At 65.0% G+C, this 26084-nt stretch carries 20 protein-coding genes; 1 reads left to right on the top strand and 19 read right to left on the bottom strand.

All coding sequences use genetic code 11. From position 1 onward, the window contains the following. Window positions 1-38 precede the first annotated feature (38 nt). The 6 genes from CSQ87_RS00205 to rpoZ form a co-directional block, all read right to left on the bottom strand. Entirely contained in the window at window positions 39-1589 is a 1551-nt protein-coding gene (locus CSQ87_RS00205; protein WP_243388764.1) for an RsmB/NOP family class I SAM-dependent RNA methyltransferase, read from the bottom strand. After that, on the bottom strand, window positions 1582-2544 hold the full coding sequence (gene fmt, locus CSQ87_RS00200; protein ID WP_100511843.1) for a methionyl-tRNA formyltransferase: 963 nt from the start codon (window positions 2542-2544) through the stop codon (window positions 1582-1584). The genes CSQ87_RS00205 and fmt overlap by 8 nt, the downstream gene beginning before the upstream one ends. A gap of 183 nt (window positions 2545-2727) precedes the next feature. Further along, the gene (locus tag CSQ87_RS00195) at window positions 2728-3435 is read right to left on the bottom strand and encodes an HAD family hydrolase (protein WP_100511842.1); all 708 of its coding nucleotides are present in this window, start codon (window positions 3433-3435) and stop codon (window positions 2728-2730) included. A gap of 84 nt (window positions 3436-3519) precedes the next feature. Beyond that, on the bottom strand, window positions 3520-5868 hold the full coding sequence (locus tag CSQ87_RS00190) for a primosomal protein N' (RefSeq protein ID WP_100511841.1): 2349 nt from the start codon (window positions 5866-5868) through the stop codon (window positions 3520-3522). Window positions 5869-5904: 36 nt separating this feature from the next. Then, on the bottom strand, window positions 5905-7119 hold the full coding sequence (gene metK, locus CSQ87_RS00185) for a methionine adenosyltransferase (protein ID WP_100511840.1): 1215 nt from the start codon (window positions 7117-7119) through the stop codon (window positions 5905-5907). A 382-nt stretch (window positions 7120-7501) separates the two neighbouring features. Beyond that, window positions 7502-7786 carry a DNA-directed RNA polymerase subunit omega gene (gene rpoZ / locus CSQ87_RS00180; protein ID WP_100511839.1) on the bottom strand — a complete coding sequence of 95 codons (285 nt, stop codon included), beginning with the start codon at window positions 7784-7786 and terminating at the stop codon, window positions 7502-7504. A gap of 266 nt (window positions 7787-8052) precedes the next feature. Here rpoZ and ilvD point away from each other — a divergent pair, with 266 nt between their 5' ends. After that, window positions 8053-9915: a dihydroxy-acid dehydratase gene (gene ilvD / locus CSQ87_RS00175; RefSeq protein WP_100511838.1), complete on the top strand. Its 1863-nt coding sequence runs from the start codon at window positions 8053-8055 to the stop codon at window positions 9913-9915. 216 nt (window positions 9916-10131) lie between these two features. Here ilvD and gmk read toward each other — a convergent pair whose 3' ends face one another. From gmk to glmM, 13 genes are all read right to left on the bottom strand, one after another. Then, window positions 10132-10746 carry a guanylate kinase gene (gene gmk, locus CSQ87_RS00170; protein ID WP_100511837.1) on the bottom strand — a complete coding sequence of 205 codons (615 nt, stop codon included), beginning with the start codon at window positions 10744-10746 and terminating at the stop codon, window positions 10132-10134. Between the two features lie 56 nt (window positions 10747-10802). Further along, window positions 10803-11813: an orotidine-5'-phosphate decarboxylase gene (gene pyrF / locus CSQ87_RS00165; protein WP_100511836.1), complete on the bottom strand. Its 1011-nt coding sequence runs from the start codon at window positions 11811-11813 to the stop codon at window positions 10803-10805. Continuing rightward, window positions 11810-15193, bottom strand: coding sequence for a carbamoyl-phosphate synthase large subunit (gene carB / locus CSQ87_RS00160; protein ID WP_100511835.1), 3384 nt, complete (start codon window positions 15191-15193; stop codon window positions 11810-11812). Before carB ends, pyrF begins: the two co-directional genes overlap by 4 nt. Beyond that, window positions 15186-16421, bottom strand: coding sequence for a glutamine-hydrolyzing carbamoyl-phosphate synthase small subunit (gene carA, locus CSQ87_RS00155; RefSeq protein WP_420868060.1), 1236 nt, complete (start codon window positions 16419-16421; stop codon window positions 15186-15188). Before carA ends, carB begins: the two co-directional genes overlap by 8 nt. Before the next feature lie 68 nt (window positions 16422-16489). Then, window positions 16490-17050, bottom strand: coding sequence for a transcription antitermination factor NusB (nusB, locus tag CSQ87_RS00150; RefSeq protein WP_100511834.1), 561 nt, complete (start codon window positions 17048-17050; stop codon window positions 16490-16492). Between the two features lie 28 nt (window positions 17051-17078). Continuing rightward, complete coding sequence (efp, locus tag CSQ87_RS00145) at window positions 17079-17642, bottom strand: elongation factor P (RefSeq protein WP_100511833.1); 564 nt, start codon at window positions 17640-17642, stop codon at window positions 17079-17081. Between the two features lie 520 nt (window positions 17643-18162). After that, a complete protein-coding gene (locus tag CSQ87_RS00140) occupies window positions 18163-18528 on the bottom strand; it encodes an endonuclease domain-containing protein (protein ID WP_100511832.1) in 366 nt (121 codons plus the stop codon). Between the two features lie 337 nt (window positions 18529-18865). Continuing rightward, the gene (gene tuf / locus CSQ87_RS00135) at window positions 18866-20065 is read right to left on the bottom strand and encodes an elongation factor Tu (protein ID WP_100511831.1); all 1200 of its coding nucleotides are present in this window, start codon (window positions 20063-20065) and stop codon (window positions 18866-18868) included. Window positions 20066-20290: 225 nt separating this feature from the next. Next, window positions 20291-22417, bottom strand: coding sequence for an elongation factor G (fusA, locus tag CSQ87_RS00130; RefSeq protein WP_100511830.1), 2127 nt, complete (start codon window positions 22415-22417; stop codon window positions 20291-20293). Between the two features lie 31 nt (window positions 22418-22448). Then, window positions 22449-22919 carry a 30S ribosomal protein S7 gene (gene rpsG, locus CSQ87_RS00125; RefSeq protein ID WP_100511829.1) on the bottom strand — a complete coding sequence of 157 codons (471 nt, stop codon included), beginning with the start codon at window positions 22917-22919 and terminating at the stop codon, window positions 22449-22451. A 5-nt stretch (window positions 22920-22924) separates the two neighbouring features. Continuing rightward, window positions 22925-23296, bottom strand: coding sequence for a 30S ribosomal protein S12 (gene rpsL / locus CSQ87_RS00120; RefSeq protein WP_100510868.1), 372 nt, complete (start codon window positions 23294-23296; stop codon window positions 22925-22927). A 316-nt stretch (window positions 23297-23612) separates the two neighbouring features. Next, window positions 23613-24281 carry a peptide deformylase gene (locus CSQ87_RS00115; RefSeq protein WP_100511828.1) on the bottom strand — a complete coding sequence of 223 codons (669 nt, stop codon included), beginning with the start codon at window positions 24279-24281 and terminating at the stop codon, window positions 23613-23615. Window positions 24282-24349: 68 nt separating this feature from the next. After that, window positions 24350-25720, bottom strand: a complete 1371-nt coding sequence (gene glmM / locus CSQ87_RS00110; RefSeq protein ID WP_100511827.1) for a phosphoglucosamine mutase — start codon at window positions 25718-25720, stop codon at window positions 24350-24352. Window positions 25721-26084: the final 364 nt, after the last annotated feature.

Below are 26084 nucleotides of genomic sequence, written 5' to 3'. Positions count from 1 at the left end.
GTTCGCACAGGTTCCTGATAGCCTACCGCCGTCGCAGACTACCGACGCCGCAGCAGCGCCATGAACATCTGGTCGGTGTCGTGCAGCTGCTCGAACAGCTGCACGTCGCCGGTCGCCGGCAGCGGCAGATCGGGGTTGATCCCGCGCAGCACCGCCGCGGCGTCCAGCCGTTCCACGTCCTGCCGGCCGGCGAGCGCCGCATCCACGATCGCTCGGGTTTCGGCGAGGGCCGGCGAGCAGGTGACGTAGGCGACCACGCCTCCGGATCGCACGGCGTTCAATGCACTGTCGAGCAGTCCGCGCTGGATGTCGGCCAGTGCGGTGAGATCCTCGGCCCGCTTGCGCCACCGGGCCTCGGGACGGCGACGCAGCGATCCCAAGCCGGAGCAGGGGGCGTCCACCAGAATGCGGTCGAACCGGCCGGGGAAGCGCTCCCCCAGTTCGCGTCCGTCGACTTCGAGCACCTCATCGACCGTGCCTTTGGCGAGCCCGGACACGTTCCGCCGCACCAGTTCGGCACGATGATGGCTCGGCTCGTTCGCGGTGAGCGTCGCGCCGCGTGAGGCGGCGAGCGCGCCCAGCAGCGCGGTCTTGCCGCCCGGTCCAGCGCACATGTCCAGCCAACGACGATCGTCAGTGGCATTCTCGGCGGCGGCGTTCTCGACGGCATCGGGCACGGCCCCTGCCAGCGGGGCGTGGGCGAGGGCCAACGCGGCCAGCTGACTGCCTTCGTCCTCCACACCGACCTGACCGGCGTGGACGGCCGGCAGCAGATCGGGGTTGACGCCGTGCACGCGCAGCGCGTACGGACTCCACAGGCCCATCCGATATTCGGCGTGGTCCGGCAGCTGGTCGATCAGCTCGTCCATGGCGATCAGTCCGGGACGGGCCACGAGGGTGACCGGCGGGGTCGCGTTGTCCGCGGCGAGCATGTCGGGCAGGGCGGCGGGATCGTCGGCGTAGCCGGCCGCACGCCATGCCGCGTCCAGTTCGTCCACGATCCACTCGGGGTGGGAGTACCGCACGGCCAATCGGGCGTGCGGACGGTCCTTGGGTACGCGGGAGACGACCAGCGACTCCCATTCGTGACGGTCGCGGTCGGCGACCTTGTGCATGGCCGCGTTGACGAATCCGGCCCGGCCCCGCCCGTACAGGCGGCGGGCCAGTTCCACGGTCTCGTCGACGGCCGCGTGGGCAGGCACGTCCATGAACAGCGTCTGATAGACGCCGAGCCGCAGCACGACGAGCAGACCGGGGTCGATGTCCTCGATGCGGCGTCGCGCGGCGGCCGCGACGACGGCGTCGAGCAGGCCGCGCCAACGCTGGGTGCCGTACACCAGTTCGGTGACGAATCCTGCGTCGGAGCCGCTCAGCTGTGCGGCCGCCAATGCCTTGGGCAGCAGCAGGTTGGTGAAGCCGTCCTGCTCCTCGACTCGCATGGTCACCTCGTAGGCAAGGCGTCGAGGATTCGCGTGACGCAGGCTAGCGCTGTTCGTCCGTTTGCGGCCGGAGGCGCCGTGATGGTTTTTGGGCTCGCGTCCCTGGGCCGCGCGGTTGCGTCCCTTGGGGCTGGATTTGCCGTTAGGCAAGATGCGCCCCCTCACCGAGTCGTGCACCACGGGCCCAGTCGGCGGCCCTCATGGCCTTCTTGCCCTGCGCCTTGACCTGCGTGAGTTCCAGCACGCCGGTTCCGGTGCCGGCCCAGACGTTCTTCTTGCCGGCGAGCAGCGCTCCGGCTGCCAGCGTTTCGGGTACGCGCGGGTCGTCGGCGGGGGCGGGCGCCGCCTGCAGGATGTGCAGCACGGTCGGCTGGGCGTCATCCTCGGCGACGTACAGTTCGGCCCAGGCTCCCGGTTCGGGGGTGCAGGCACGGATCTGACGGTCCACGGCCTCGAGCGGCGCATGGAAGTCGACGTGGGCGTCGTCGGTGCGGATCTTGTCGGCGATGGTCACGCCTTCGGCCGGCTGGGCGACCGGTTCGGCGGTGCCGTCGGCCACGGCGAGCATGGCCTCGACCAGCAGGGGCGCGCCGAGTTCGGCCATGCGGTTCAGCAGTTCGCCGGAGGTCTCGTGCTCGCCGATCTCGTTGGTCGACTGCAGCAGGATCGGGCCCTCGTCCATGCCGCGGGTGATGCGGAACACCGTGGATCCGGTCTCGCGCTGTCCGGCCCAGACCGCGCGCTGGGCGGGCGCGGCGCCACGCCACTGCGGCAGGCGGGAGAAATGCAGGTTGTACCAGCCCTTCGGCAGGGCGTCGAGCACGTCGACGGAAAGGATCCGACCGTAGGCCACCACGGCGGCGGCCTCGACGTCCAGGGCCTTCAGCCGGTCGATGAATCCCGGGGAACGGGGATCGTCGTCGATCACCTCGATGCCGAGTTCGCCGGCCGCCACCTTCACCGGGCTGGGGGCGAGCCTGCGGCCGCGGCCCTTCGGCGCGTCGGGACGGGTGAGCACGGCCGCCACCTCCAATCCTTCGGTCGAGGCCAGTGCCCTCAGCGAGGGGACGGCCACGTCGGGTGTTCCGGCAAACAGCATGCGCATGGGGTTGAACGCCTTTCCTGATGGTCTGAATGGTCTGTGATCTGAATGATCCGATTGATCTACGGGCTGAATGGTCTGATGGTCTGGATAATCCGGTAGCGATCCGGGCGGTCGCCTGCGGTCCGCCGGTCCGGTGACCGCAGGGTCCGTCGGAGGCCGGCGGATCGTCGGTCTGTCACCGCCTTACTGCTGTGCGGCGGGGATGTTCACGCCGGCGTCGATGAGCAGCTGACGCAGCGCGGTCGGACTGGTGAACTGCACGCCGCGGATGCCCACGGCGTTGCCGCCGGCCACGTTCTCGGACTTGTCGTCCACGAACAGCGCGGTGTCGGCCGTGATGCCGAACTCGTGCAGCGCGTGCTCGAAGATGTCGGCGTGGGGCTTGCGCATGCCGATCGGGCCGGAGATCACCTTGCCGTCGAGCATGTGCAGGATCCGGAACTGATCGTAGGCGGCGGGGAACAGCTCGCCCGACCAGTTCGACAGGCCCCATACGCCGACGCCGGCCTGCTTGAGATCGGCGACCAGCTTGCGCGCGCCGGGCACCACGCCGGCCAGCGAATCCTGGAAGTTCTCGAAGTAGTAGCGGAACACCTCGGCCCAGCGCTCGCCGTGGTGCTCGCGGGCCCAGGCCACCGCCTCCTCGATGCTCGCGCCGCCGTCGGTGAGGTTGCATACGTCGTAGAAGCCGGACTGCTCGTTGTCGAGGAACTCGTCGATGGTCTTCTGCGAATACCGGCTGATCAGCGCGTCCTCCGGATGCCAGTACACGAGCACGTTGCCGAAGTCGAAGATCACGTTGTCGATCGGCTTGCCCGCGGCCGATGCCGCCTCACCGTCGGCGATGATGACGTCCTGTTCCATTTCCGGCTGATCCGGCCAACCCTGCATGGTGGTTCCTTCCGTTCGCACGATCCAACTACCGTCTCCATCGAAACACGCAATCCGGACGAACCGCATGATTCGGGCGAAACGCTACAGCACGTCCTTGGGATTGATCTTGAACCGCAGCTCCCCCGGCTCCCGTCCGGCCACATGCGTCGAGACCGCGATACGCAGCCGCTTCGCCAGCTCCTCCGAGCGCTCCCGCCGCACTCGCACGATGGCGCGCACTCGGTCCTGCGAGCCGTCCAGCGTCCGGCCCGGCCCCGGTTCGGGGGCGATGGGCACCGGACCGAGCACGGCGGGCCACTCCATATCCAAATCAGTGTCCAAATCAGTGTCCGTATCGGCGTCCGGATCGCCCGTATCGTCCATATCGACCGTACCGGGATCGGCACCGGGCATGATGCCGGGGTTCCCGTCGCTGACCGTCATCACCGCCATGTCTCCGGTGAGCGCACCGATCCGGTCGAGCGCGGTCATCACCGCCTTGAGGTCGCCCCACACCGCGGCCGCGGCCACGACCGGCGGCAGTACGGTCTCCTCGCGCTCCGCAAGCTCCCTAGACGCCAGAATCCGCGGATCCCAGACCACCAGCGAGTGGGCGAGCGCCGGATCGGCCTCGCCGACCAGCAGCACCTGTCCACCTCTGGTCCTCGGCGCGCACAGGGCGGCGGCGCGCATCCATGCGGTCAGCGCGTCCACACGCGCGTCGATGCCCGGCGCGTACAGGCTGGTCCACGCGTCGAGGATCACCACCGCCTGATACGCGCTGGACGTGGCGGTGCCGGCTGCCCCGGCGGATTCGCCTGACGGGCCGGGCCGCATGGGCACGACGCGCGGCTCGGCGCCCGGCGTGGCGATCACGATCTGCGGTTTGCCGACCACGTCCTCGATGATGCCGCGGGGCTGATTCGGTGTGGACACCATGATCGGCACGCCGCGGAACAGACCCCTCAGCTCCTGCATCGTGCCTTCGGCGCCGATCCGCACCGCGCGCATCCGGTCGCCGCCGCATTCGCGGCAGGTCCAGTCCACGGCGGCCGCGCCGCACCACCGGCATTGCGCGGCGGCGTCGGGCATGGCGGTGAGCGGTCCGGCGCATTTCGGGCATCGCGCCTGCCGATGGCATCGGGCGCAGGCCAATACGGTGCCGGCACCGCGATACGGAACGGACAGCAGCACCGGTCCGGTCTTCAGGGCGCGGTTGATCACGCTCACCGCCGTGTGCGGCACCCTCGCGCCGATCGCCGGGTCGGCCAGTCGGGCGAGTTCCTCGCGGTTGAGCCACCGGATCCACGGCGTGGCGTCCTTGGCGACCGACGGCAGGGCGTGCAGTTGGACGACGTGGCGGCCGTGATCGGCCTGCCATTGGCTTAGGGGGCTGCGGGCGTGTCCGGCGGCGATGAACACGCCGCCGTGTTCGCGGGCCCGCAGTTCGAGCACGTCCCTCGCGTTCGCGTAGGGCATCAGCCCGTCGGCGTTCTGATAGGCGGCGTCGTCGACGATGGCGAACAGGGCTGGCCCCTCCACCGGCGCATACATGGCGGCCCGTACGCCGATCACGCATCGCACGGCCCCGGTGGCCACGGCCATGTACGAACGGTATCGCAGTTCCGGGGCCATCGAGGCTTCGAGGGCGGCCACGTCGCCCGACCACACCCCGTTGTCGGACGGCTTGTACGGCTTGAGTCCGTAGGCGGCGAGCGAGCGAGCCATGTCGGCGACGTGGCGCATGTCGGGCAGGACCACGACCGCGGATCGGCCGATCATCAGCGTATGGGCCACCGCCCAGGCGAGGTCCTTGGCCCACAGTCTCGGGCCGGGAAGATCATCCCAGATCACGGTGGAGCCGGTCCGGGCGTTCAGGGCGTCACGAAGGTCGCGCGCGCCCGAGTAGCTGGATTCGATGCGGGCGAATCCCTTGAGATCCGGGTCGGCGAGCATGGCCGCGAGCTCGTCGGCCCGACGGCGCACGGCCCTGTCCCCCGCCGTGTACTCCCGATCCACCTTGGCGCTTCGCGGGGGGACGGCGACGCGCAGGATGTTCGCCACGGTGCCGCCAAACGTGTCGGCGATGCGGGTGACGTCCCGGCGCATCTGCTCGGAGAGCACGACGCGCGGCGAGATCACCCGTTCGAGGAAGCGCAGCGAGGAGGAGGGGGTGTCGCTGCGATCGGCCCGCTGCCAGACGAACCCGTCGAGCAGCTTGTGGCCGAACCGGACGCGCACCCGCACGCCGGGCTGCGCGTCCTTACTGGACCGCTCGTCGACGAGATAGTCGAAGGTGCGTCCCAGATGGGTGGCCTGCACGTCGATCATCACGCGGGCGATGGGCAGGTGCTCGGCCGGGGTCTTCTCCGCGGGCGCACGACGGCGGCGCTTGCGCGGGGCCAGCCCGTCAAGCGCCGGTTGCTCGGCATGCGTCCCGCTTCCGCTCATGCGCAATCAGCCGCAATCAGTCGCGATCGGCCGTGGTCAGCCGGCGATCGCCTGCTTGAGCTCGTCGACCTTGTTCGTCCGCTCCCACGGGAACTCGACGTCCTTACGGCCGAAGTGGCCGTAGGCGGCGGTCTTCTCATAGATCGGGCGCAGCAGGTCGAGCTCGTCGATGATGGCGGCCGGGCGCAGGTCGAACACCTTGCGCACCGCGGCGACGATCTGGTCGCGGGTCACGCCGATCTCGGAGTTGAAGGTCTCCACGTTGATGCTCACCGGGTCGGCCACGCCGATGGCGTACGCCACCTGCACCTCGATGCGGTGCGCGAGGCCGGCGGCCACCACGTTCTTGGCCACCCAGCGAGCCGCGTAGGCGGCGGAACGGTCGACCTTCGACGGATCCTTGCCGGAGAACGCGCCGCCGCCGTGGTGGGCAGCGCCACCGTAGGTGTCGACGATGATCTTGCGGCCGGTGAGGCCGGCGTCGGCGGCCGGACCGCCGAGGATGAACGAGCCGGTGGGGTTCACGAGCACGCGGAAGTCGTCGTGCTTGACGCCTTCGGGCAGTTCGGCGTCGAGCACCGGCTTGATCACGTGCTCGGTCAGGTGCTCCTTGAGCCACGCCTGATCGACCTCGGGATCGTGCTGGGTGGAGACGAGCACGGTGTCCACGCGCAGCGGGTTGCGCTTGTCGTCGTATTCGATGGTGACCTGGGTCTTGCCGTCCGGGCGCAGATGCGGCACCTCGCCGCTCTTGCGCACCTCGGTCAGGCGGTAGGCCAGACGGTGGGCCAGCGTGATCGGCAACGGCATGAGCACGTCGGTCTCGTCGGAGGCGTAACCGAACATCACGCCCTGATCGCCGGCGCCCTGCGCCTCGTAGCGCTCCTCGCGGGAGGCCTCGGACTCCTGTTCGGCGTTGAGGCGGGAGACGCCCTGGTTGATCTCGGCGCTCTGCTCGCCGATGGAGACGAGCACGCCGCAGGAATCGGCGTCGAGGCCGATCTTGGAGCTGGTGTAGCCGATGCGGTGCAGGGTATCGCGCACCACGCGCTGGATGTCGACGTACCCGTTGCTGGAGACTTCGCCGAAGACGAAGAACTGGCCCTTGGTGGCGCTGGTCTCCACGGCGACGTGGGAGTGCGGATCCTGGGCGAGCATGTCGTCCAGCACGGCGTCGGAGATCTGGTCGCAGACTTTGTCGGGGTGGCCTTCGGTCACCGATTCCGCGGTGATGAGACGCGGTTCACTCATGACATACCTCTTCTGGTTGCTTGTGTTGGTCTTCAGACCAGCGCCCTATCAGGTGTCAGGCCCTGTGGTCGAAGAGATTGCTTGATTGGATTCAGTTATGGGGTCATGCCCGCGGACGACCTGTGGGAAGTTCCATGGGGGAAGTCTCGTGAGGAAGTTCCGTGGGCACATGTAGGAAAGGCCCGCCGCCAACCGGTTCGGTATGGTGCGAGCCTTTCGTACTGGGTCTAGTTGTATCCGATCGGGCCCGAGCATTCAATGCGTGTTTCGCTCACGGCGACACGATTCGATAACGATTTGATCGCATCGGATGCTCGGCCGGATCGGAGAGTATCGATCGGATCGGAGTCAGCCGGATCGGAAAGTGACCAATCGGCCGGGATCAGTTGCCTTCGTTGACGTCGTCCTCGCCGAGGGTCTCCTCGAGCAGGCCCTCGTTGATCTCGCGGAACGCGATGGACAGCGGCTTCTCCTGATTCTGGTACTCCACCAGCGGGCCGACGTTCTGCAGCAGGCCCTCGTTGAGCTGGGTGAAGTAGGAGTTGATCTGGCGGGCGCGCTTGGCGGCGAAGATGGCGAGCGCGTACTTGGAGTCCGCGTGGTGCATGAGGTCGTCGATAGGAGGATTAGCGAGTCCCTGAGGTTCGGGGCTGGTGCCAAGTGCCATGGTAATGTTCTCCCAACATGTAAGACTGTGAGTTAAGGAATTCCTTCAATCCGAAGTAAGTGTAGTCACATGTTCGGACACTTTCGGACGCCCGGGCATCGCGCACGACGATCGACATGCGCGAATCCCTGTGATTGCTTGGGATCGAGCGCCTGACGACCGTCCTTCCCGACGCCTCCCTACCACCGGAAATGTAAACAAAGCGGAAATTCCACTATTCGGCTATTGACAAATCTCGTGTCCTACGCAAGGGATTGAATAGAGCCATGACTGAAATGCGATCTGCAAAACTCATGAACGGTCGCGTCTTCGCAGGCGCGCGAGCACTGTACCGAGCCGCCGGCGTCGACGGCAAGGACTTCGGCAAGCCGATCATCGCCATTGCCAACTCCTTCGACGAATTCCTCCCCGGCCACGTCCACCTCAACAAGGTCGGCCGCATCGTCTCCGAGGCCATCAAGGAAGCCGGCGGCATCCCGCGCGAGTTCAACACGATGGCCGTGGACGACGGCATCGCCATGGGCCACACCGGCATGCTGTACTCCCTGCCCTCCCGCGACATCATCGCCGACACCGTCGAATACCAGGTCAACGCGCACTGCGCCGACGCCCTGATCTGCATCCCGAACTGCGACAAGGTCGTCCCCGGCATGCTGATGGCCGCCCTGCGACTGAACATCCCGACGATCTTCGTCTCCGGCGGCCCGATGGAGGCCGGCACCACGACCCTCGCCGACGGCACCGTGAAGAAGAACACCGATCTGATCTCGGTGATGTACGCCTCCGCCGACGACAACGTGACCGAAGAGGATCTGCTCAACTACGAGAAGACCGTCTGCCCCACCTGCGGCTCCTGCGCCGGCATGTTCACCGCCAACTCGATGAACTGCCTCACCGAGGCCATCGGTCTGGCCCTGCCCGGCAACGGCACCATCCTCGCCTCGCACGGCTTCCGCAAGGAGCTGTTCCGCAAGGCCGCGCGCGAGATCGTGCACATCGCCAACCGCTACTACCACGAGGACGACGATTCGGTGCTGCCGCGCTCCATCGCCACCAAGCACGCCTTCGAGAACGCCATGACCATGGATGTGGCCATGGGTGGCTCCACCAACACCGTGCTGCACATCCTCGCCATGGCCCAGTCCGCCGACGTGGACTTCACGCTGGACGACATCGAACGCATCAGCCACACCGTGCCGTGCATCTGCAAGGCCAGCCCGTCCGGCAAGTGGGAGATCTCCGACGTGCACCGCGCCGGCGGCATCACCGGCATCCTCGGCGAGCTGGACCGCGCCGGCAAGCTGCACCGCGACGTGCACTCCGTCGACTACCCGTCGCTCGAAGCCAAGCTCGACGCCTGGGACATCATGCGCCCCACCTGCACCGAAGAGGCCAAGACCCTGTTCCACGCGGCTCCGGGCCACATCATCTCCCCCGAACCGTGGACCCATGAGACGCTGTTCGACTCGCTCGACACCGATCGCGTCAACGGCGCCATCCACGACATCAACCACCCGGAGATCCATGAGGGCGGCCTCGCTGTGCTGCGCGGCAACCTCGCCCCCGACGGCTGCGTGGTGAAGACCGCCGGCGTGCCGGAGGAGATCTGGAAGTTCCGCGGACCGGCTCTGGTGGTCGAATCCCAGGAGCAGGCCATCGAGGTGATTCTCAACGACACGCTCAAGCCGGGCATGGCGCTGGTGATCCGCTACGAGGGTCCGAAGGGCGGCCCGGGCATGCAGGAGATGCTGTACCCGACGTCGTTCGTCAAGGGCAAGGGCATCGGCAAGCAGGTGGCCATGCTCACCGACGGCCGCTACTCCGGCGGTTCCTCGGGTCTGGCCATCGGCCACATCGCCCCCGAGGCGGCGAACAAGGGGCCGATCGCCCTGATCAAGAACGGCGACATCATCAACATCGACATCGAGAACCGCGCCGTGAACGTGGAACTCTCCGATGAGGAGCTGGCCCAGCGCCGCGCCGAACTGGAGGCCGGCGACGGCTACGTGGCCCACCGCGACCGCAAGGTTTCGCAGGCCCTGAAGGCCTACGCCGCCTTCGCCCGCAGCGCCGACAAGGGCGCGACCAGGGATCCGGAGCTGATCAACAAGCTCTCCGGTCTCGCCTGATCGACAGCCCGTCCATAAACGACTAATGGCCCGCACATCACATGGTGTGCGGGCCATTATGATGTGCGGGCCATGGTCGCATTCGGATCGGCTAAGTCTTCAGCCGGGCCGATGACTCCCTACCTGATCGGCAGGTAATGCGTGCGGCATCGGTTCGGCGGAAGACGAAGGCGTATTCACATACGTCGAGTCTTCAGCCGGGCCGATGACGCTCCATTACCTGTCGATCTCGAATTCCTTCTTGATGACCTGCCACAGTTTCTCCGCCGCGCGCTCGACGGTGTCGTTGACGATGACGACGTCGAATTCGCTTTCGGCGGCCAGTTCGACCTTGGCGGTCTCCAGACGGCGGACGCGCTGCTCCTCGGTTTCGGTGCCGCGGGAGGCGAGTCGCTTGGCGAGATCGTCGAAGGTGGGCGGGGCGATGAAGACGGTGAGGACGTCGAGACCGAGTTCGGCGGCGCGCTGGCGGACTCGCCGGGCGCCCTGAAGATCGATTTCGAGGATGGTGGGGATGTTCTTGGCCAGATGCTCCTGCACCGGCTTCAGAGGGGTGCCGTAGTGGGCCATGCCGTGGACGACGGCGGTTTCGAGGAATTCGCCGGCGGCTTCCTTGGCCACGAACTCGTCTTCGGTCATGAAGTGGTAGTTGACGCCGTCCACTTCGCCGGGCCGGGGGGCGCGGGTGGTGGCGGAGACGGAGATCCAGATCTGGGGGTGGTCCGCGAGCAGTTTCTTTTCCACGGTACCCTTGCCGACGGCGGTGGGGCCGGACAGGACGATCAGGCGTCGGGTCGATGCGGATGCGGAATGCTGCGTTTCGGCGGTCATGGGCGGAAACCTCTTATGTCGGGTACGGACTCTTCGGTTGCGGAGTCGATATGGTGTCAGATGTTCATGTGGGGACGGCCGTCGGCCAGATTCGCGGCGGACAGGGCCGGGTCGAGGCCGCTGGTGTCGGGCACGTACTTCGCCGCGTTCTCCCGGTCGTTCTCGTCCATCGCGTGGGTAAGCGCCTCGCGCACGTCGAAGGCAATCTCCTCGGTGGCGGCGGACAGATCGGCGATCTGCGGTCCCTTGGTGGAGATGGATCGGGAGACGGTGACCAGCACGTTGCCGCGCGTGCCCTTGAACACGGTTTGCAGATCCTTGGATTCGGCACCCTGCCAGCCGTATCCCGGGGAGAGGATCGGTCCGGTGAACACGGAGGGGTCGACGCCGCTGGTCTTCATCCACTGGCCGATGGTGGCGCCGATGATCAGACCGACGGATCCCATGCCGTCGACGCCTTCGTTGAAGTTCTGGGCGGCGTGGGCGATGCCGTAGGCCACGGTCTGGCCGGGGAAGTCGCCGCGTTGTCGGATGGCGGACTGCAGGGAGATGCCTTCGGTGTTGGAGGTGACGGAGGCGATGAATACGCCGCGGCCGTTCTCCAAGGCCTCGCCGACCAGATTGGTCAGCGAACGGAAGCCGTAGTACGGCAGCAGGGTGATGGCGTCGGCCAGCATCGGCGAATCCGGCTTGAGATATGCGTCGGCGAGAGCGGAGACCGTGGTGGGCAGGCCGCCTCGCAGGCAGTCGACGATGGTGATGACGCCCATCTGACGGGCGGCGTACAGCGCCCGCTCGAGCGCCGCGAATCCCTTGGATCCGTAGCGCTCGAACATGGGCATCTGGAACTTGACCGCAGCCGCCCGGCCCTGTGCGGCCTGCAGCATGCGCATGGCGAACAGTTCGGCGCCCTGGGCGTCGACGTTGTAGCCCCAGTTGGCGAGGATCTTGCGATGGGGGTCGATGCCTACGCACAGAGGCCCATACTGATCCATTGATGCCTTGAGTCGTTTACCGAATTCAGATCGTTGGATGTTGTTGGTCTGAGCCTCTGTGCTGGTGTTCATCGCAATTCACGCCCTTCCAGTTCAAACAGCTGCTGAGCATGTTCCTGAATGCTCAGAATCTGATAGTCCTGCTTCTTGACGGCTTCAATGGCCAGCAGCACCGCGGAGAACTCGGTCATCGTGGTGAACTGCGGCAGATCGGCCGCAATGGCGGCCGCGCGGATGGAGTATCCGTCCGAACGGGAGCCACGAGAATTCGGCGTATTGAGCACCATGTCGATCTTGCCCTCTTCGATGAGCTGAACGACGTTCTTGCCGATGCTTCCTTCGGCATGGCGCACTTCGGCCTGGGAGTCATCGAGATCGACGCGTCCGGTGATCTTGTCCACCACGGTGGATTCGATGCCGTAGCGGCGCAGCACGGAGGCGGTGCCTTCGGTGGCCCAGATCTTGAATCCGAGCTCTTCGAGGCGCACGGCCATCAGGGGCAGCTGGCGCTTGTCGGTGTCGTTGACGGAGATGAAGACGTTACCGCTGGTCGGCAGACCGCCTTCGTAGGCGGCGAGCTGGCTCTTGGCGAAGGCGTGCGGGAAGTCACGGTCGAAGCCCATGACCTCGCCGGTGGAGCGCATTTCCGGTCCGAGCAGGATGTCGACGGTCTTGCCCACCGGGGTGCGGAAGCGCTTGAACGGCAGCACGGACTCCTTGACGGCGACCGGCTGGCCGCGACGCACGTCACCGCCGTCGCCGTGGGGCAGCAGCAGGCCGTTGGCGCGCTGGTCGGCGATGGTCTCCCCCGCCATGATGCGGGCGGCGGCCTTGGCCAGCGGGGTGCCGGTGGCCTTGGAGGCGAACGGCACGGTACGGGAGGCGCGCGGGTTGGCTTCGATCACGTACAGCGTGTTCGACATGAACGCGTACTGCACGTTGATCAGGCCTCGCACGTCGCAGCCCTTGGCGATGGCCAGCGTGGCCTCGCGCAGGCGGCGGATCTGGTCGTCCGAGAGGGTGCTCGGGGGCAGGGTGCAGGCGGCGTCGCCGGAATGCACGCCGGCTTCCTCCACATGCTCCATGATGCCGCCGATGTACAGCTCCTCGCCGTCGAACAGGGCGTCGACGTCGATCTCGATGGCGTCGGACAGGAACTTGTCGATCAGCAGCGGGGAAGGCAGACGTCCGGAGACGACCATGTCGGCCTTGGCCTCGTCGAGGGCACGGCCCACGTACTTCTCAAGCTGGGCGTCGTCGTACACGATCTCCATGCCGCGGCCGCCGAGCACGTAGCTCGGACGCACCAGCACCGGGTAGCCGATGCGGTGGGCGGCCTCCTGGGCCTCCTCCAGCGACAGCGCGGTGCCGTAGCGCGGGGCGTTGAGCTTCTCCTTGCGCAGCACCTCGCCGAACAGCTCGCGGTTCTCGGCCAGATCGATGGCCTCCGGGGTGGTGCCGAGAATCGGCACGCCGGCGGCCTTCAGACGGGCGGCGAGCGACAGCGGGGTCTGGCCGCCGAGCTGGACGATGACGCCCTTGACCGGGCCCATCTCCTTCTCGGCCTCGTAGATCTCCAGCACGTCCTCGAACGTCAGCGGCTCGAAGTACAGGCGATCCGACATGTCGTAATCGGTGGAGACGGTCTCGGGATTGCAGTTCACCATGATGGTGTCGTAATCCTTGCCGAGCTCCTGCACGGCGTGCACGCAGGTGTAGTCGAACTCGATGCCCTGACCGATGCGGTTCGGGCCGGAACCGAGGATGATCACGGCCTCGCGCTCACGCGGGCGCAGCTCGGACTCGTCGGCGTAGCAGCTGTAGTAGTAGGGCGTGACGGCGTCGAACTCGGCGGCGCAGGTGTCGACGGTCTTGTACACCGGGCGCAGGCCGTAGGTCCAGCGAAGCTCGCGGATCGTGTTCTCACCCTCGTCGCCCAGTCCGCGCAGATGCGCGATCTGCACGTCGGACAGGCCGGCCTTCTTGGCCTTCTTCAGCAGCTTCGGGGTGAGCGTCTTGGCGGCCTTCACCTCAAGCGCGGTCTTGTCGATCAGCAGCAGCTGCTCGATGAACCACGGGTCGATCTTCGTGGCGTTGAAGATCTGCTCGGCGGTGGCGCCGCCCCAGATGGCGCGCTGGATCTGCTGGTAGCGATGCTCGGTGGGCACCTTGATCTGCTCGAGCAGATCGGCCACCTCATCGGCGTCGGGCTTCTCGCCGTCCCAGCTGAATCCCATGTGACGCTTGTCGATGGAGCGCATGGCCTTGCCCAGCGACTCCTGGAAGTTGCCGCCAAGGGCCATGGCCTCGCCGACGGACTTCATGGAGGTGGTCAGACGGTGGTCGGCGCCCGGGAACTTCTCGAACGCGAAGCGCGGCACCTTGGTGACCACGTAGTCGATGGTCGGCTCGAAGCTGGCCGGCGTGGACTGGGTGATGTCGTTGCGGATCTCGTCCAGCGTGTAGCCGAGGGCCAGCTTCGTGGCGATCTTGGCGATCGGGAAGCCGGTGGCCTTGGAGGCCAAGGCGGAGGAACGGGAGACTCGCGGGTTCATCTCGATGACGATGATACGGCCGGTCTCGGGGTGCACGGCGAACTGGATGTTGCAGCCGCCGGTGTCGACGCCCACGCCGCGGATGATGGCGATGCCGATGTCACGCAGCTTCTGGTACTCGCGGTCGGTCAGCGTGAAGCAGGGGGCCACGGTGATCGAGTCACCGGTGTGCACGCCCACGGGGTCCACGTTCTCGATCGGGCAGACGACCACGACGTTGTCGTTGCGGTCGCGCATGAGCTCGAGCTCGAATTCCTTCCAGCCCTCGATGCCCTCCTCGAGCAGCACCTCGTCGGTCGGCGAGTAGTGCAGGCCGGCGCCGGCGATGCGGTGCAGCTCCTCCTCGTTGTGCGCGATGCCGGAGCCGAGGCCGCCCATGGTGAAGCTCGGGCGCACGACCAGCGGATAGCCGATCTCCTCGACGATCTTGTCCACTTCCTCCATGGAGTGGGCGATGAAGGATCGGGCGGATTCGGCGCCGGCCTCGTCCACGACCTTCTTGAACAGCTCGCGGTCCTCGCCGCGGTCGATGGCCTCAAGGGAGGCGCCGATCAGCTCGACGTTGTACTTCTTGAGCACGCCGGCCTCGCCCAGCGCCATGGCCGCGTTCAGCGCGGTCTGGCCACCCAGCGTCGGCAGCAGGGCGTCGGGACGCTCCTTGGCGATGATCTTCTCAAGGATCGGCACGGAGATCGGCTCGATGTACGTGGCGTCGGCCATCTCCGGGTCGGTCATGATCGTGGCCGGGTTGGAGTTGACGAGGATGACTCGGATTCCCTCTTCGCGAAGCACTCGGCATGCCTGCGTTCCGGAATAATCGAACTCCGCGGCCTGGCCGATGACGATCGGGCCGGAACCGATGACCATAACGGAGTGAATATCGGTGCGCTTAGGCATTGACACTACCTTCCTTGGAATCCTTGTGGTTGAGCATGAGGTTGACGAAACGGTCGAACAGGTAGGAGGCGTCGTGCGGACCGGCCGCGGCCTCCGGATGGTACTGCACGGAGAAGGCCGGGATGTCGAGGCATTCGAGGCCTTCGACCACGTCGTCGTTGAGATCGACGTGGCTGACGCGGGCCTTGCCGTAGTGACCGTTGTCGTACGGGGTTTCGATGGTCTGGCCGATGGGCGCGTCCACGGCGAAGCCGTGGTTGTGCGCGGTGACCTCCACCTTGCCGGTGGTCAGGTCCTTGACCGGCTGGTTGATGCCGCGGTGGCCGAACTTCAGCTTGTAGGTGCCGAAGCCGAGCGCACGGCCGAGGATCTGGTTGCCGAAGCAGATGCCGAAGAACGGGAAGCCGGCGTCGAGCACGCGACGCAGCAGCGCCACGGTGTCGTCGGCGGTGCCCGGGTCGCCCGGACCGTTGGAGAAGAACACGCCGGTGGGGTTGATCTTCTCGATCTCCTCGAAGGAGATCGTCATCGGCACCACGTACACGCGGCAGCCGCGCTCGGCGAGACGGTGCGGGGTCATGGCCTTGATGCCCAGATCCACGGCCACGACGGTGGCGATCGGATCCTTGCCCTCGAATTCACCGCACGGCTCGACGACGTAGGTCTCCTTGGTGCTCACCTCGGGACCGAGGTTGGCGCCGCTCATCTTCGGGCTGTCCTGGACCTTGGCGAGCAGTTCGCCCACGCTCACCAGGGAACCGTCGTCATGGGTCAGGGCGTCGCCGGAGAAGATGCCAGCGCGCATCACGCCCGCGGAACGCAGGTGGCGCACCAGCTTGCGGGTGTCGATGTCGCAGATGCCGACGATGGACTGGCCTTCGAGCTCGTCGTCCAGGCTGCCGGTGGCGCGCCAGTTGCTCACCACGGGGCTGGGATCGCGAACCACGTATCCGGCCACCCAGATACGGGAGGACTCGGGATCCTCACGGTTCACACCGGTATCGCCGATGTGCGGGAAGGTCTGAACGACGATCTGCCGATCGTAGCTCGGGTCGGTCAGCGTCTCCTGATATCCGGTCATACCGGTGGCGAACACGATCTCTCCGAATGTCTCGCCCACGGAGCCGTACGGCTCACCAATATAAACCTGACCGTCCTCCAACACGAGAACTGCATCATTGACGGAATAGCTGCCCACCTCAGTGGACTCGGACTCGTTCAGGCTCACTCAATCCCCCTTAGCAGCGGATCATTCTTTCTGTCACCATACCTACCGGCTTGGATAACAGATCACGATTAATTGTTGGCTTGTTCAGTGTTTTCAGTGCCGTCCGCGGTGTTTTCCGAATCGGCTCCGGACTGCTCGTCGGCGGTCTCGGATTCCTCGGAATGTTCAGATTCCTCGGCCTGTTCGGATTCCTTGGATGCGGCAAATTCGGCGTCGGCTGCCAGACGGGCCTCGTTCTTTTCGGCCACACCGGTCAGCAGACCGTGGATGAAGCTCGGGGATTCGGCGTCGCACAACGTCTTTGCCTGTGCCAGCGCCTCGTCGATGGCCACCGGGGTGGGGATCTCGTCGTTGTAGACGATCTCCCACACGGCGATGCGCATGATATTGCGATCGACCACCGGCATGCGGGAAACGGCCCAGCTGGTGGAGCTTTCGGCGATCATGCGATCGATGTGCTTGCGATGCTCGGCCACGCCGCGGACGATGTCGATGGCGTAGTCGGGCAGCGGGGTCTGCGCACCGGGGTGGTCGATTCGCTCAGCAAGAAGGGACAGGATGTCCTGTCCCTTCTCGTCGGCTTCATACAGCGTATTCAGAGCCCTCTTGCGGGCGGTGGATCGTGCCATAGTGAAGGTTTCGCGCCTCTCTCGGTTCTCAGTTCTCGCGGCCGAGGTAGGAGCCGTCGCGGGTGTCGACCTTGACCTTCTCGCCCTCGTTGATGAACAGCGGGACCTGGATCTCGGCGCCGGTCTCCACGGTGGCGGGCTTGGTGCCGGCGTTGGAGCGGTTGCCCTGCAGGCCGGGCTCGGTGTGGGTGATCGTCAGGATCACGGAGGCGGGCAGCTCGACGGACAGCGGAGTGCCGTCGTGGAAGGAGACGATGCAGTCGGTGCCTTCGAGCAGGAACTTGGCGTCATCGCCGACCAGGGACTTCGGGATGTAGATCTGGTCGTAGGTGGTCATGTCCATGAACACGAAGTTGTCGCCGTCCTCGTAGGAGTACTGCAGGGTGCGGTTGTCGACGGTCTCGAACTCCATCTTCATGCCGGCGTTGAAGGTCTTGTCGACGATCTTGCCCGACAGGACGTTCTTGATGGTGGTGCGCACGAAGGCGGGGCCCTTGCCCGGCTTGACGTGCTGGAACTTGATCACGGTCCACAGCTGGCCGTCGAGGTTCAGGACGGAACCGTTCTTGATGTCATTGGTAGTCTGTGCCACGTTTACTCACCTTTTCATGATTTCAATTCGGCGAAGCTCAAAATTAGCCTTGTATATTATGCCATACCGTCCCTACAGCGCGAGCCCCGGCGCTTCTCGATGATTTTCGCCCCACTGCGGCGAGCACAGTATAGGCTCCCGCCGGACGAACAGTCCGGTGGACTGTTCGTAGCAGTACGCCCCTACGGGCGTACGTCGCACAAAGCGTCGGGAGCTGGACGGCGATCAGATGTCGACGAGTGCAACACATGCTCCCGCTGGACGAACAGTCCAGTGGACTGTTCGTGGCAGTACGCCCCTACGGGCGTACGTCGCACAAAACGTCGGGAGCTGGACGCCGATTAGGCGGACTGAGGGTGGTCAAACGACACAACACCGCATAACTATCCGTACAAGCCACGTTCAACCACCCCCAGTCAGCTCCGCTGACAGCCCCCGCCGGCGGGGGCCCAATTTATGACGCTCCCGCTGGCGGGAGCTGGACGCCGATTAGGCGGACTGAGGGTGGTTGAACGACACATCAATTGCTACGGCCTAGCCGTCGTTTGACCTCAGCCTCGATGCTTGCGCACACGGCCTCGAAATGGACATCGACATCCGAATTCGCATAGCGAAGCACGGTCAGGCCGAGTCGTTGAAGATCCCGGGTACGACGTTCATCCGCAACCCGTTGCTCCTTCGTATAATGGCCGCCGCCATCAAGCTCGACAATGAGCTTCGCTTTGTCACAATAAAAATCAACGATGTAATCAAGAATGGGTTTTTGCCGTTGCCAACGAACATGATGGGACTGGAGGAAATGCCGCCATAGCCTGCGCTCCCACGGCGTGGCTTGAGCACGAAGTTGTCTGGCAAGAAGAACGTTGGCCTTGTTGTAAGGAAGCATAACGATGCCTTTCTGAGCATGGACATCCGCAGTCTCACCATCATCCCTTTGAGCGTATCAGAGGCTTCGTTGCTTGAGCAAGCGTCGTTTGACCACCCCCAGTCAGCTCCGCTGACAGCCCCCGCCGGCGGGGGCAAGATTATAGTCACGACATCTTGTGCGACGTGCGCCTTCAGGCGCACTGCTACGAATGATCACCGATCGTTCGTCCAGCGGGGGCAAAGTACGGGCTCCCGCCGGCGAAGGATGGGGTGGATATGAAAAAGCCCCGAGCCTGATGGCTCGGGGCTTTTGTTAAGTCGCTAGTTCAAGCGCCTTGATCTCGGGGCTAATGAAATCAGCCGAGGATCTTGGTGACTCGACCTGAACCCACGGTGTGGCCGCCTTCACGAACAGCGAAGGTCAGGCCTTCCTCCATGGCGACGGGCTGGATCAGCTCGACGGTGAAGGTGGCGTGGTCGCCAGGCTGGACCATCTCAACGCCTTCCGGCAGGGTGATCACGCCGGTGACGTCGGTGGTACGGAAGTAGAACTGCGGACGGTAGTTGGAGAAGAACGGCGAGTGACGGCCACCCTCATCCTTGGTCAGCACGTAGACCTCACCCTCGAACTTGGTGTGCGGGGTGACGGAGCCCGGAGCGGCCACAACCTGGCCACGCTCGACATCGGTACGGCCCAGACCACGGAGCAGCAGACCGGTGTTGTCGCCGGCCTCGCAGGCGTCCATCGTCTTGTGGAAGGTCTCGATGGAGGTGACGGTGGTGTTCTGGGTCGGGCGGATGCCGACGATCTCGACCGGGGAGTTGACGGCCAGCTGGCCACGCTCGACACGGCCGGTGACGACGGTACCACGACCGGAGATGGTGAAGACGTCCTCGATCGGCATCAGGAACGGCTTGTCGAGGTCGTGGACCGGGGTCGGGATGTACTCGTCGACGGCGTCCATGAGCTTCTTGATCTGCTCAACCCACTTCTCGTGGTCCGGAGCGTCATCGTGCAGAGCGCCGTAGGCGGACACGCGGATGACCGGGCAGTCACGGTCGAAGCCGTTCTCGTCGAGGAGGTCACGGACCTCTTCCTCAACGAGCTCGATGAGCTCGTCGTCGTCGACCATATCGCACTTGTTCAGGGCGACCAGGATCTTCGGGACGCCGACCTGACGGGCGAGCAGCACGTGCTCGCGGGTCTGGGCCATCGGGCCGTCGGTGGCGGCCACAACGAGGATGGCGCCATCCATCTGGGCAGCACCGGTGATCATGTTCTTCACGAAGTCGGCGTGGCCGGGGCAGTCCACGTGAGCGTAGTGACGCTTGGCGGTCTGGTACTCGATGTGGGCGATGTTGATGGTGATACCGCGGGCGGCCTCTTCCGGAGCGGAGTCGATCTGGTTGAAGTCGTACTCCGGGTTCACGTCCGGGAACTCCTCGTGCAGCACCTTGGAGATGGCTGCGGTCAGGGTCGTCTTGCCGTGATCGACGTGGCCGATGGTACCGATGTTAACGTGCGGCTTAGTACGCTCGTACTTTTCCTTTGCCATGTGTTTTGTCCTCCTGGACGTCTCGTAGTTTGCCTGTGCGAACCACGCACAAGACACTCGCTACATTTTACTGGGTATTGGGGATATTCGCCACTTCCGCGCGTGCCCCATCGCCAGCGAACACCTGAAATCATAGTGTCCGAGGCAGACACGACACCCGCTTGGTGGCGGATCCGTGCGCGGCGCCGGCCGAAACCGACGGCCGCGCACGGATCAAAGCGTGGCTCACTCGCCGCGCTGGGCCTTGATGATCTCGTCGGAGACGCTCTTCGGCACCTCGGCGTAGGAATCCATCTGCATGGTGAACATGGCGCGGCCCTGGGTCTTGGAACGCAGGTCGCCGATGTAGCCGAACATTTCGCTCAGCGGCACCTTGGCGTCGATGACCTTGACGCCGGTGGCGTCGGTCATGGACTGGATGTTGCCACGACGCTGGTTCAGATCGCCGATGACGTCGCCCATGTACTCCTCAGGAGTACGGACCTCGACGGCCATGATCGGCTCGAGGATGACGGGCTTCGCCTTCGGGGCGGCCTCCTTGAAGGCCATGGAGCCGGCGATCTTGAAGGCCATTTCGGAGGAATCGACCGGGTGCATGGCACCGTCGGTGACGGTGGCCTTGACGCCCACGACCGGGAAGCCGGCGAGCACGCCGGATTCCATGGCTTCCTTGACGCCGTCCTCAATCGGCTTGATGAACTCGCCCGAGATGTGGCCGCCGGTGACGGTGTTCTCGAACTCGAAGGTCTCGCCGGCCTCGGTGTCGAGCGGCTCGAAGTTCATCAGGACCTTTGCGAACTGGCCGGAACCACCGGTCTGCTTCTTGTGGGTGTATTCCTGGTTCATGACGGCCTTGCGGATGGTCTCGCGGTAGGCCACCTGCGGCTTGCCCTGGTTGCACTCCACCTTGAACTCGCGACGCATACGGTCGACGATGATGTCGAGCTGGAGCTCGCCCATGCCGGAGATCAGGGTCTGGCCGGACTCTTCGTCGGTCTTGACCTGGAAGGTCGGATCCTCTTCGGAGAGCTTGGCGAGGGCGATGCCCATCTTCTCCTGGTCGGCCTTGGTCTTCGGCTCCACGGCCACCTCGATCACCGGATCGGGGAAGGTCATGGAATCGAGGGTGATCGGAGCGTCGAGGGCGCACAGGGTGTCGCCGGTGGTGACATTCTTCAGGCCAACGAAGGTGTAGATGTTACCGGCGGAGGCGGAATCCATCGGATTCTCCTTGTCGGCGTGCATCTGGAAGATCTTGCCGATGCGCTCCTTCTTCTCGCGGGTGGAGTCGAGCACGGAATCGCCCTGCTTGACCTCACCGGAGTAGACGCGCACGAACACGAGCTTGCCGTAGAACGGGTGGGTGGAGATCTTGAAGACCAGAGCGGAGAACGGATCGCTCTTGGTGGGCTTGCGGTCGATCTCGACGGACTCGTCGCCGGGCTTGAAGCCCTTGATGGCCGGCACGTCCTCGGGGGACGGCAGGTAATCGACGACGGCGTCCAGCATCGGCTGCACACCCTTGTCCTTGAAGGCGGAGCCGCAGAAGACCGGGAAGGCCTCGCGGTTGATGGTGAGCTTGCGCACGGCGGCACGGATCTCGTCCTTGGTGAGCTCCTCGCCACCGAAGTACTTCTCCATCAGCGCGTCGTCGGTCTCGGCCACGGCCTCGATCAGGGCGGTGTGGTACTCCTCGGCCTTGTCCTTGAGGTCCTCAGGAATATCGGTGGTCTCGTACTTGGCGCCGAGGCCCTCGGTGCCGTTCCAGACGTAGGCCTTCATCTCGACCAGGTCCACCACGCCGGCGAAGTCGTTCTCGGCGCCGATCGGCAGCTGCATCACGAGCGGGTTGGCACCCAGCTTGTCCTTGATGGTGTCGACCGAGTAGTAGAAGTTCGCGCCCAGCTTATCCATCTTGTTGATGAAGCAGATACGCGGGACGGAGTACTTGTCGGCCTGACGCCACACGGTCTCGGACTGGGGCTCCACACCTTCCTTGCCGTCGAACACGGCAACGGCGCCATCGAGCACGCGCAGGGAGCGCTCCACCTCGGCCGTGAAGTCCACGTGGCCGGGGGTGTCGATGATGTTGATCTGGAACTTGTCCTTGGTGTCGTGGGTCTGACGGCTCCAGAAGCAGGTGGTTGCCGCGGACTGGATGGTGATACCACGCTCCTGCTCCTGCGCCATGAAGTCCATGGTCGCGGCGCCGTCGTGCACCTCACCGATCTTGTAGTTCACGCCGGTGTAGTAGAGGATACGCTCCGTCGTAGTGGTCTTACCGGCATCGATGTGAGCCATGATGCCGATGTTGCGAACCTTGTTCAGGTCCGAAAGCACGTCTTGTGCCATTGGTATTCCTTAACTCTCTATCCGAACGAAATTACCAGCGGTAATGAGCGAAGGCCTTGTTGGCCTCTGCCATCTTATGAGTATCCTCGCGACGCTTGACAGAAGCGCCGAGGCCGTTGGAGGCATCGAGGATTTCGTTGGCCAGACGCTCGGCCATGGTCTTCTCACGACGGGCGCGGGAGAAGTCGGTCAGCCAGCGCAGGGACAGGGTGTTGGCGCGGTTCGGCTTGACCTCGACCGGCACCTGGTAGGTGGCGCCACCGACACGGCGGGAGCGGACCTCGAGGGACGGACGGATGTTGTCCAGAGCGCGCTTCAGCACGGAAACGGGCTCCTGGTCGGTCTTCTCCTTGACGATGTCGAGAGCGGAGTAGACGATGTCCTCGGCGATCGACTTCTTGCCGTCGAGCAGAATCTTGTTGATGAGCTGGGCAACCACCGTCGAGCCGTAGATCGGATCGGGCAGGAGCTGGTGCTTCTTAGCGGGTCCTTTACGTGACATTTCTCTTACTTCGCCTTCTTTGCTCCGTACAGGGAACGACCCTGCTTGCGGTCCTTGACACCCTGGGTATCGAGCGCGCCACGCACGATGTGGTAACGCACACCAGGAAGATCCTTCACACGGCCGCCGCGCACGAGCACGATGGAGTGCTCCTGCAGGTTGTGGCCTTCGCCCGGAATGTAGGCGGTGACTTCAATGCCCGAGGACAGGCGCACACGGGCGACCTTACGCAGAGCCGAGTTCGGCTTCTTCGGGGTGGTGGTGTAGACACGGGTGCACACGCCGCGACGCAGCGGGCTGCCCTTCAGAGCCAAAGTCTTCGACTTCTTCGGCTTCGGCTTACGTCCCTTGCGGACGAGCTGCTCAATAGTAGGCAATGGAATTCTCCGATTCACATAGTTGCTGTTCCTCGTGGAGCCGCCACACTGCGGCTTCACAGGACGCTGCTTCGAATCGGAAGCGCATCAGCCACAGTCCACCGGCCCGATGGCCCTGCATCCTCACCATGGCCGTTGCCGGCCCGGATCGTTGGAATTCGGGATGTCCCATTCAGACGCAGCCGATCACATATGCCGCGTCAATGGCACACACAAGTATCCATGATACAACAGGGCCGGACAAGCAACACGCCCATCCGGTCCTGTGTCAGAATCCGTCAGCATCCGACATGATCCGTCGGAATCCGTCTACGGTCTATAGCTCGAAGCCCAGCTCCTTGGCGGCGAGGGTGGGGACCGGATCGTCGCACCAGTAGTCCTCGAGGTTGTCGTACGTCGTCAGGCTGCGGATCTCCGCCTTGTCGATGTACAGCTCGCCGGAGAGGTGGTCGGTCTCGTGCTGGAAGATGCGCGCCGGCCAGCCGTGCATGCGCTCCTTGTGGTGCATGCCGGTCTCGTCGTCCCATTCGGCGTCGATGTCGAGCCAGCGGCGGCGCACCGCCTGATAGCCGTCGAAGCTCAGGCAGCCCTCGTAGAAGCTGCGGGTCTCCTCCCCCACCGGCGTGTACACGGGGTTGACGATCACGCGGAACGGCAGTTCGGCAGCCTCGCGCGGATCGTTGTCGTCCTCGGCGCCGACGTGGTCCTCCATGACGGCGAACGCCAGCGAAAGACCGATCTGCGTGGCGGCAAGACCGACGCCGGGGGCCTCGATCATGGTGTGGCGCATCGTTTCGATGAGCTTCCTGAACGTGGCCTTGGTGAGCTGGCCCTGATATTTCGCCGTCTTCTGCCGCAGCACCGGCTCGCCGGCCTGCACGATGGGCAGCAGCCCGTCGTTCTCGGTGCGGGCCTCCTTGAGCATGAGCTCCACCTCGCGGTTGAGCTCCATGTTGATCTTCGTGGACTTGCTGGTTCCGAACATCGTCTTCCTCGTCTTCCTCCGTATCCCCGTACGTGTGTATGGATTGCCGAATCCGAAGCCTGAAGCGACTAGAGCGCGAGCTCGTCGGCGACGACCTTCGCCAGACGCTCGCACACCTCGTCGGCCTGCTCCTGCGTGGCGGCCTCGGCCATCACGCGCACCAGCGGCTCGGTGCCGGAGGGGCGCAGCAGCACGCGGCCGGTGTCGCCCAGCAGCTTCTCCTCGCGCTCCACGGCGGCCTGCACCTTGGCGTTGGTGGGCGCGGCCATCTTGTCGACGTTCGGCACGTTAATGAGCTGCTGCGGCAGCTGCGGGAAGTCGGCGGCCAGCTCCTTGAGGCTCCTGCCGGACTTCACCACCTCGTTGGCCAGGGTCAGCGCGGTGAGCGTGCCGTCGCCGGTGGTGGCGAACTCGCGGTTGATGACGTGGCCGGACTGCTCGCCGCCGAGCGAGTAGTCGCCGCGCAGCATCTCCTCCAGCACGTAGCGGTCGCCGACGTTGGTCTGCACGGTGGTGATGCCCATGTCGCGCAGGGCGAGCTTGAGGCCGAGGTTGCTCATCACGGTCACGACGAGGGTGTCGTGGTTGAGCTTGCCCTCGCGCTTCTTGGCGCGGGCGAGAATGCCCATGATCTGATCGCCGTTGACCATGTTGCCGTCCTCGTCCACGGCGAGACAGCGGTCGGCGTCGCCGTCGAAGGCCACGCCCATCACCGCGTCGGAGGCCTTGACCATGGCCTGCAGCTGCTCGGGGTGGGTCGAGCCGGCATGCTTGTTGATGTTGTAGCCGTCCGGGGAGGCGTTGATCACCACCACGTCGGCGCCAGCACGGCGCAGGGCCTCGGGGGCCACCACCGAAGTGGCGCCGTTGGCGCAGTCGGCCACGATGCGCAGGCCCTTGAGCGGCTTGGGCTGCGGCTTGCCGGATTCCACCGGGGCGATCGAGGAGACCAGATGGTCGATGTACAGCTTCGTGGCGGTGGCGGTGTCATGCGAGATGCGGCCCACGCCAGCGCCAGTCGGACGCTCCCAGTCCTGGCCGAGCAGCGACTCGATCTCGTCCTCCTTGGCATCGGGCAGCTTGAAGCCTCCGCGGGCGAAGAACTTGATGCCGTTGTCGGGCATCGGGTTGTGCGACGCGGAGATCACCGCGCCCATCTCGACGTTGAGCACGGAGGTCAGGTAGGCCACGCCGGGAGTGGGGATGATGCCGGCGTCGATCACGTCGAAGCCGCCGGCGCTCATGCCGGACGACAGCGCGGCTGCCAGAAAGTCGCCGGAGACGCGGGTGTCGCGGCCCACCAGCGCGCGACGACGCCCCTCGCTCTGGTCGTCCCCCAGCGCGCGGACCGCGGCATCGCCCAGATCAAGGGCGAGCTGTGCGGTCAGATCCCGGTTTGCCAATCCACGAACACCATCGGTTCCGAACATACGTGGCATGAGCTTTCATCCTCGCTATCTCAAAGACGCCATTACCGTCAACCATGGTACTCAAGACCGTCCGGCACAGCGCCGATCGCGCGAAATTCCCTCCCGTTTTCCTCGCAATTGACCGACCGGCGAATGAGCGGCCCAAGTGAGAGGAGCCAACGGCCCACCGCACAGGGAACCCAATCCAACCTCATCCGACCGGCATGTGCCGGCCACCTTCCCCTTTGAAAAAGGGAAGGCAAGAGTGGACGGCAGAAGGCAAGGGGGACCATCAGGCTTCCCCCTCGGGGGAAGCTGGCAGCCGGAGGCTGACTGATGAGGGGCAGATAAACCACCTGCCCCCGATCACCGCTCCGGAATCACTGCCCTGAAA

The organism is Bifidobacterium simiarum (assembly GCF_002802905.1).
Taxonomy (GTDB): domain Bacteria; phylum Actinomycetota; class Actinomycetes; order Actinomycetales; family Bifidobacteriaceae; genus Galliscardovia; species Galliscardovia simiarum.
The sequence above is the reverse complement of the archived record's forward strand: the minus strand, read 5'-3'. Positions and strand labels throughout refer to the sequence as shown.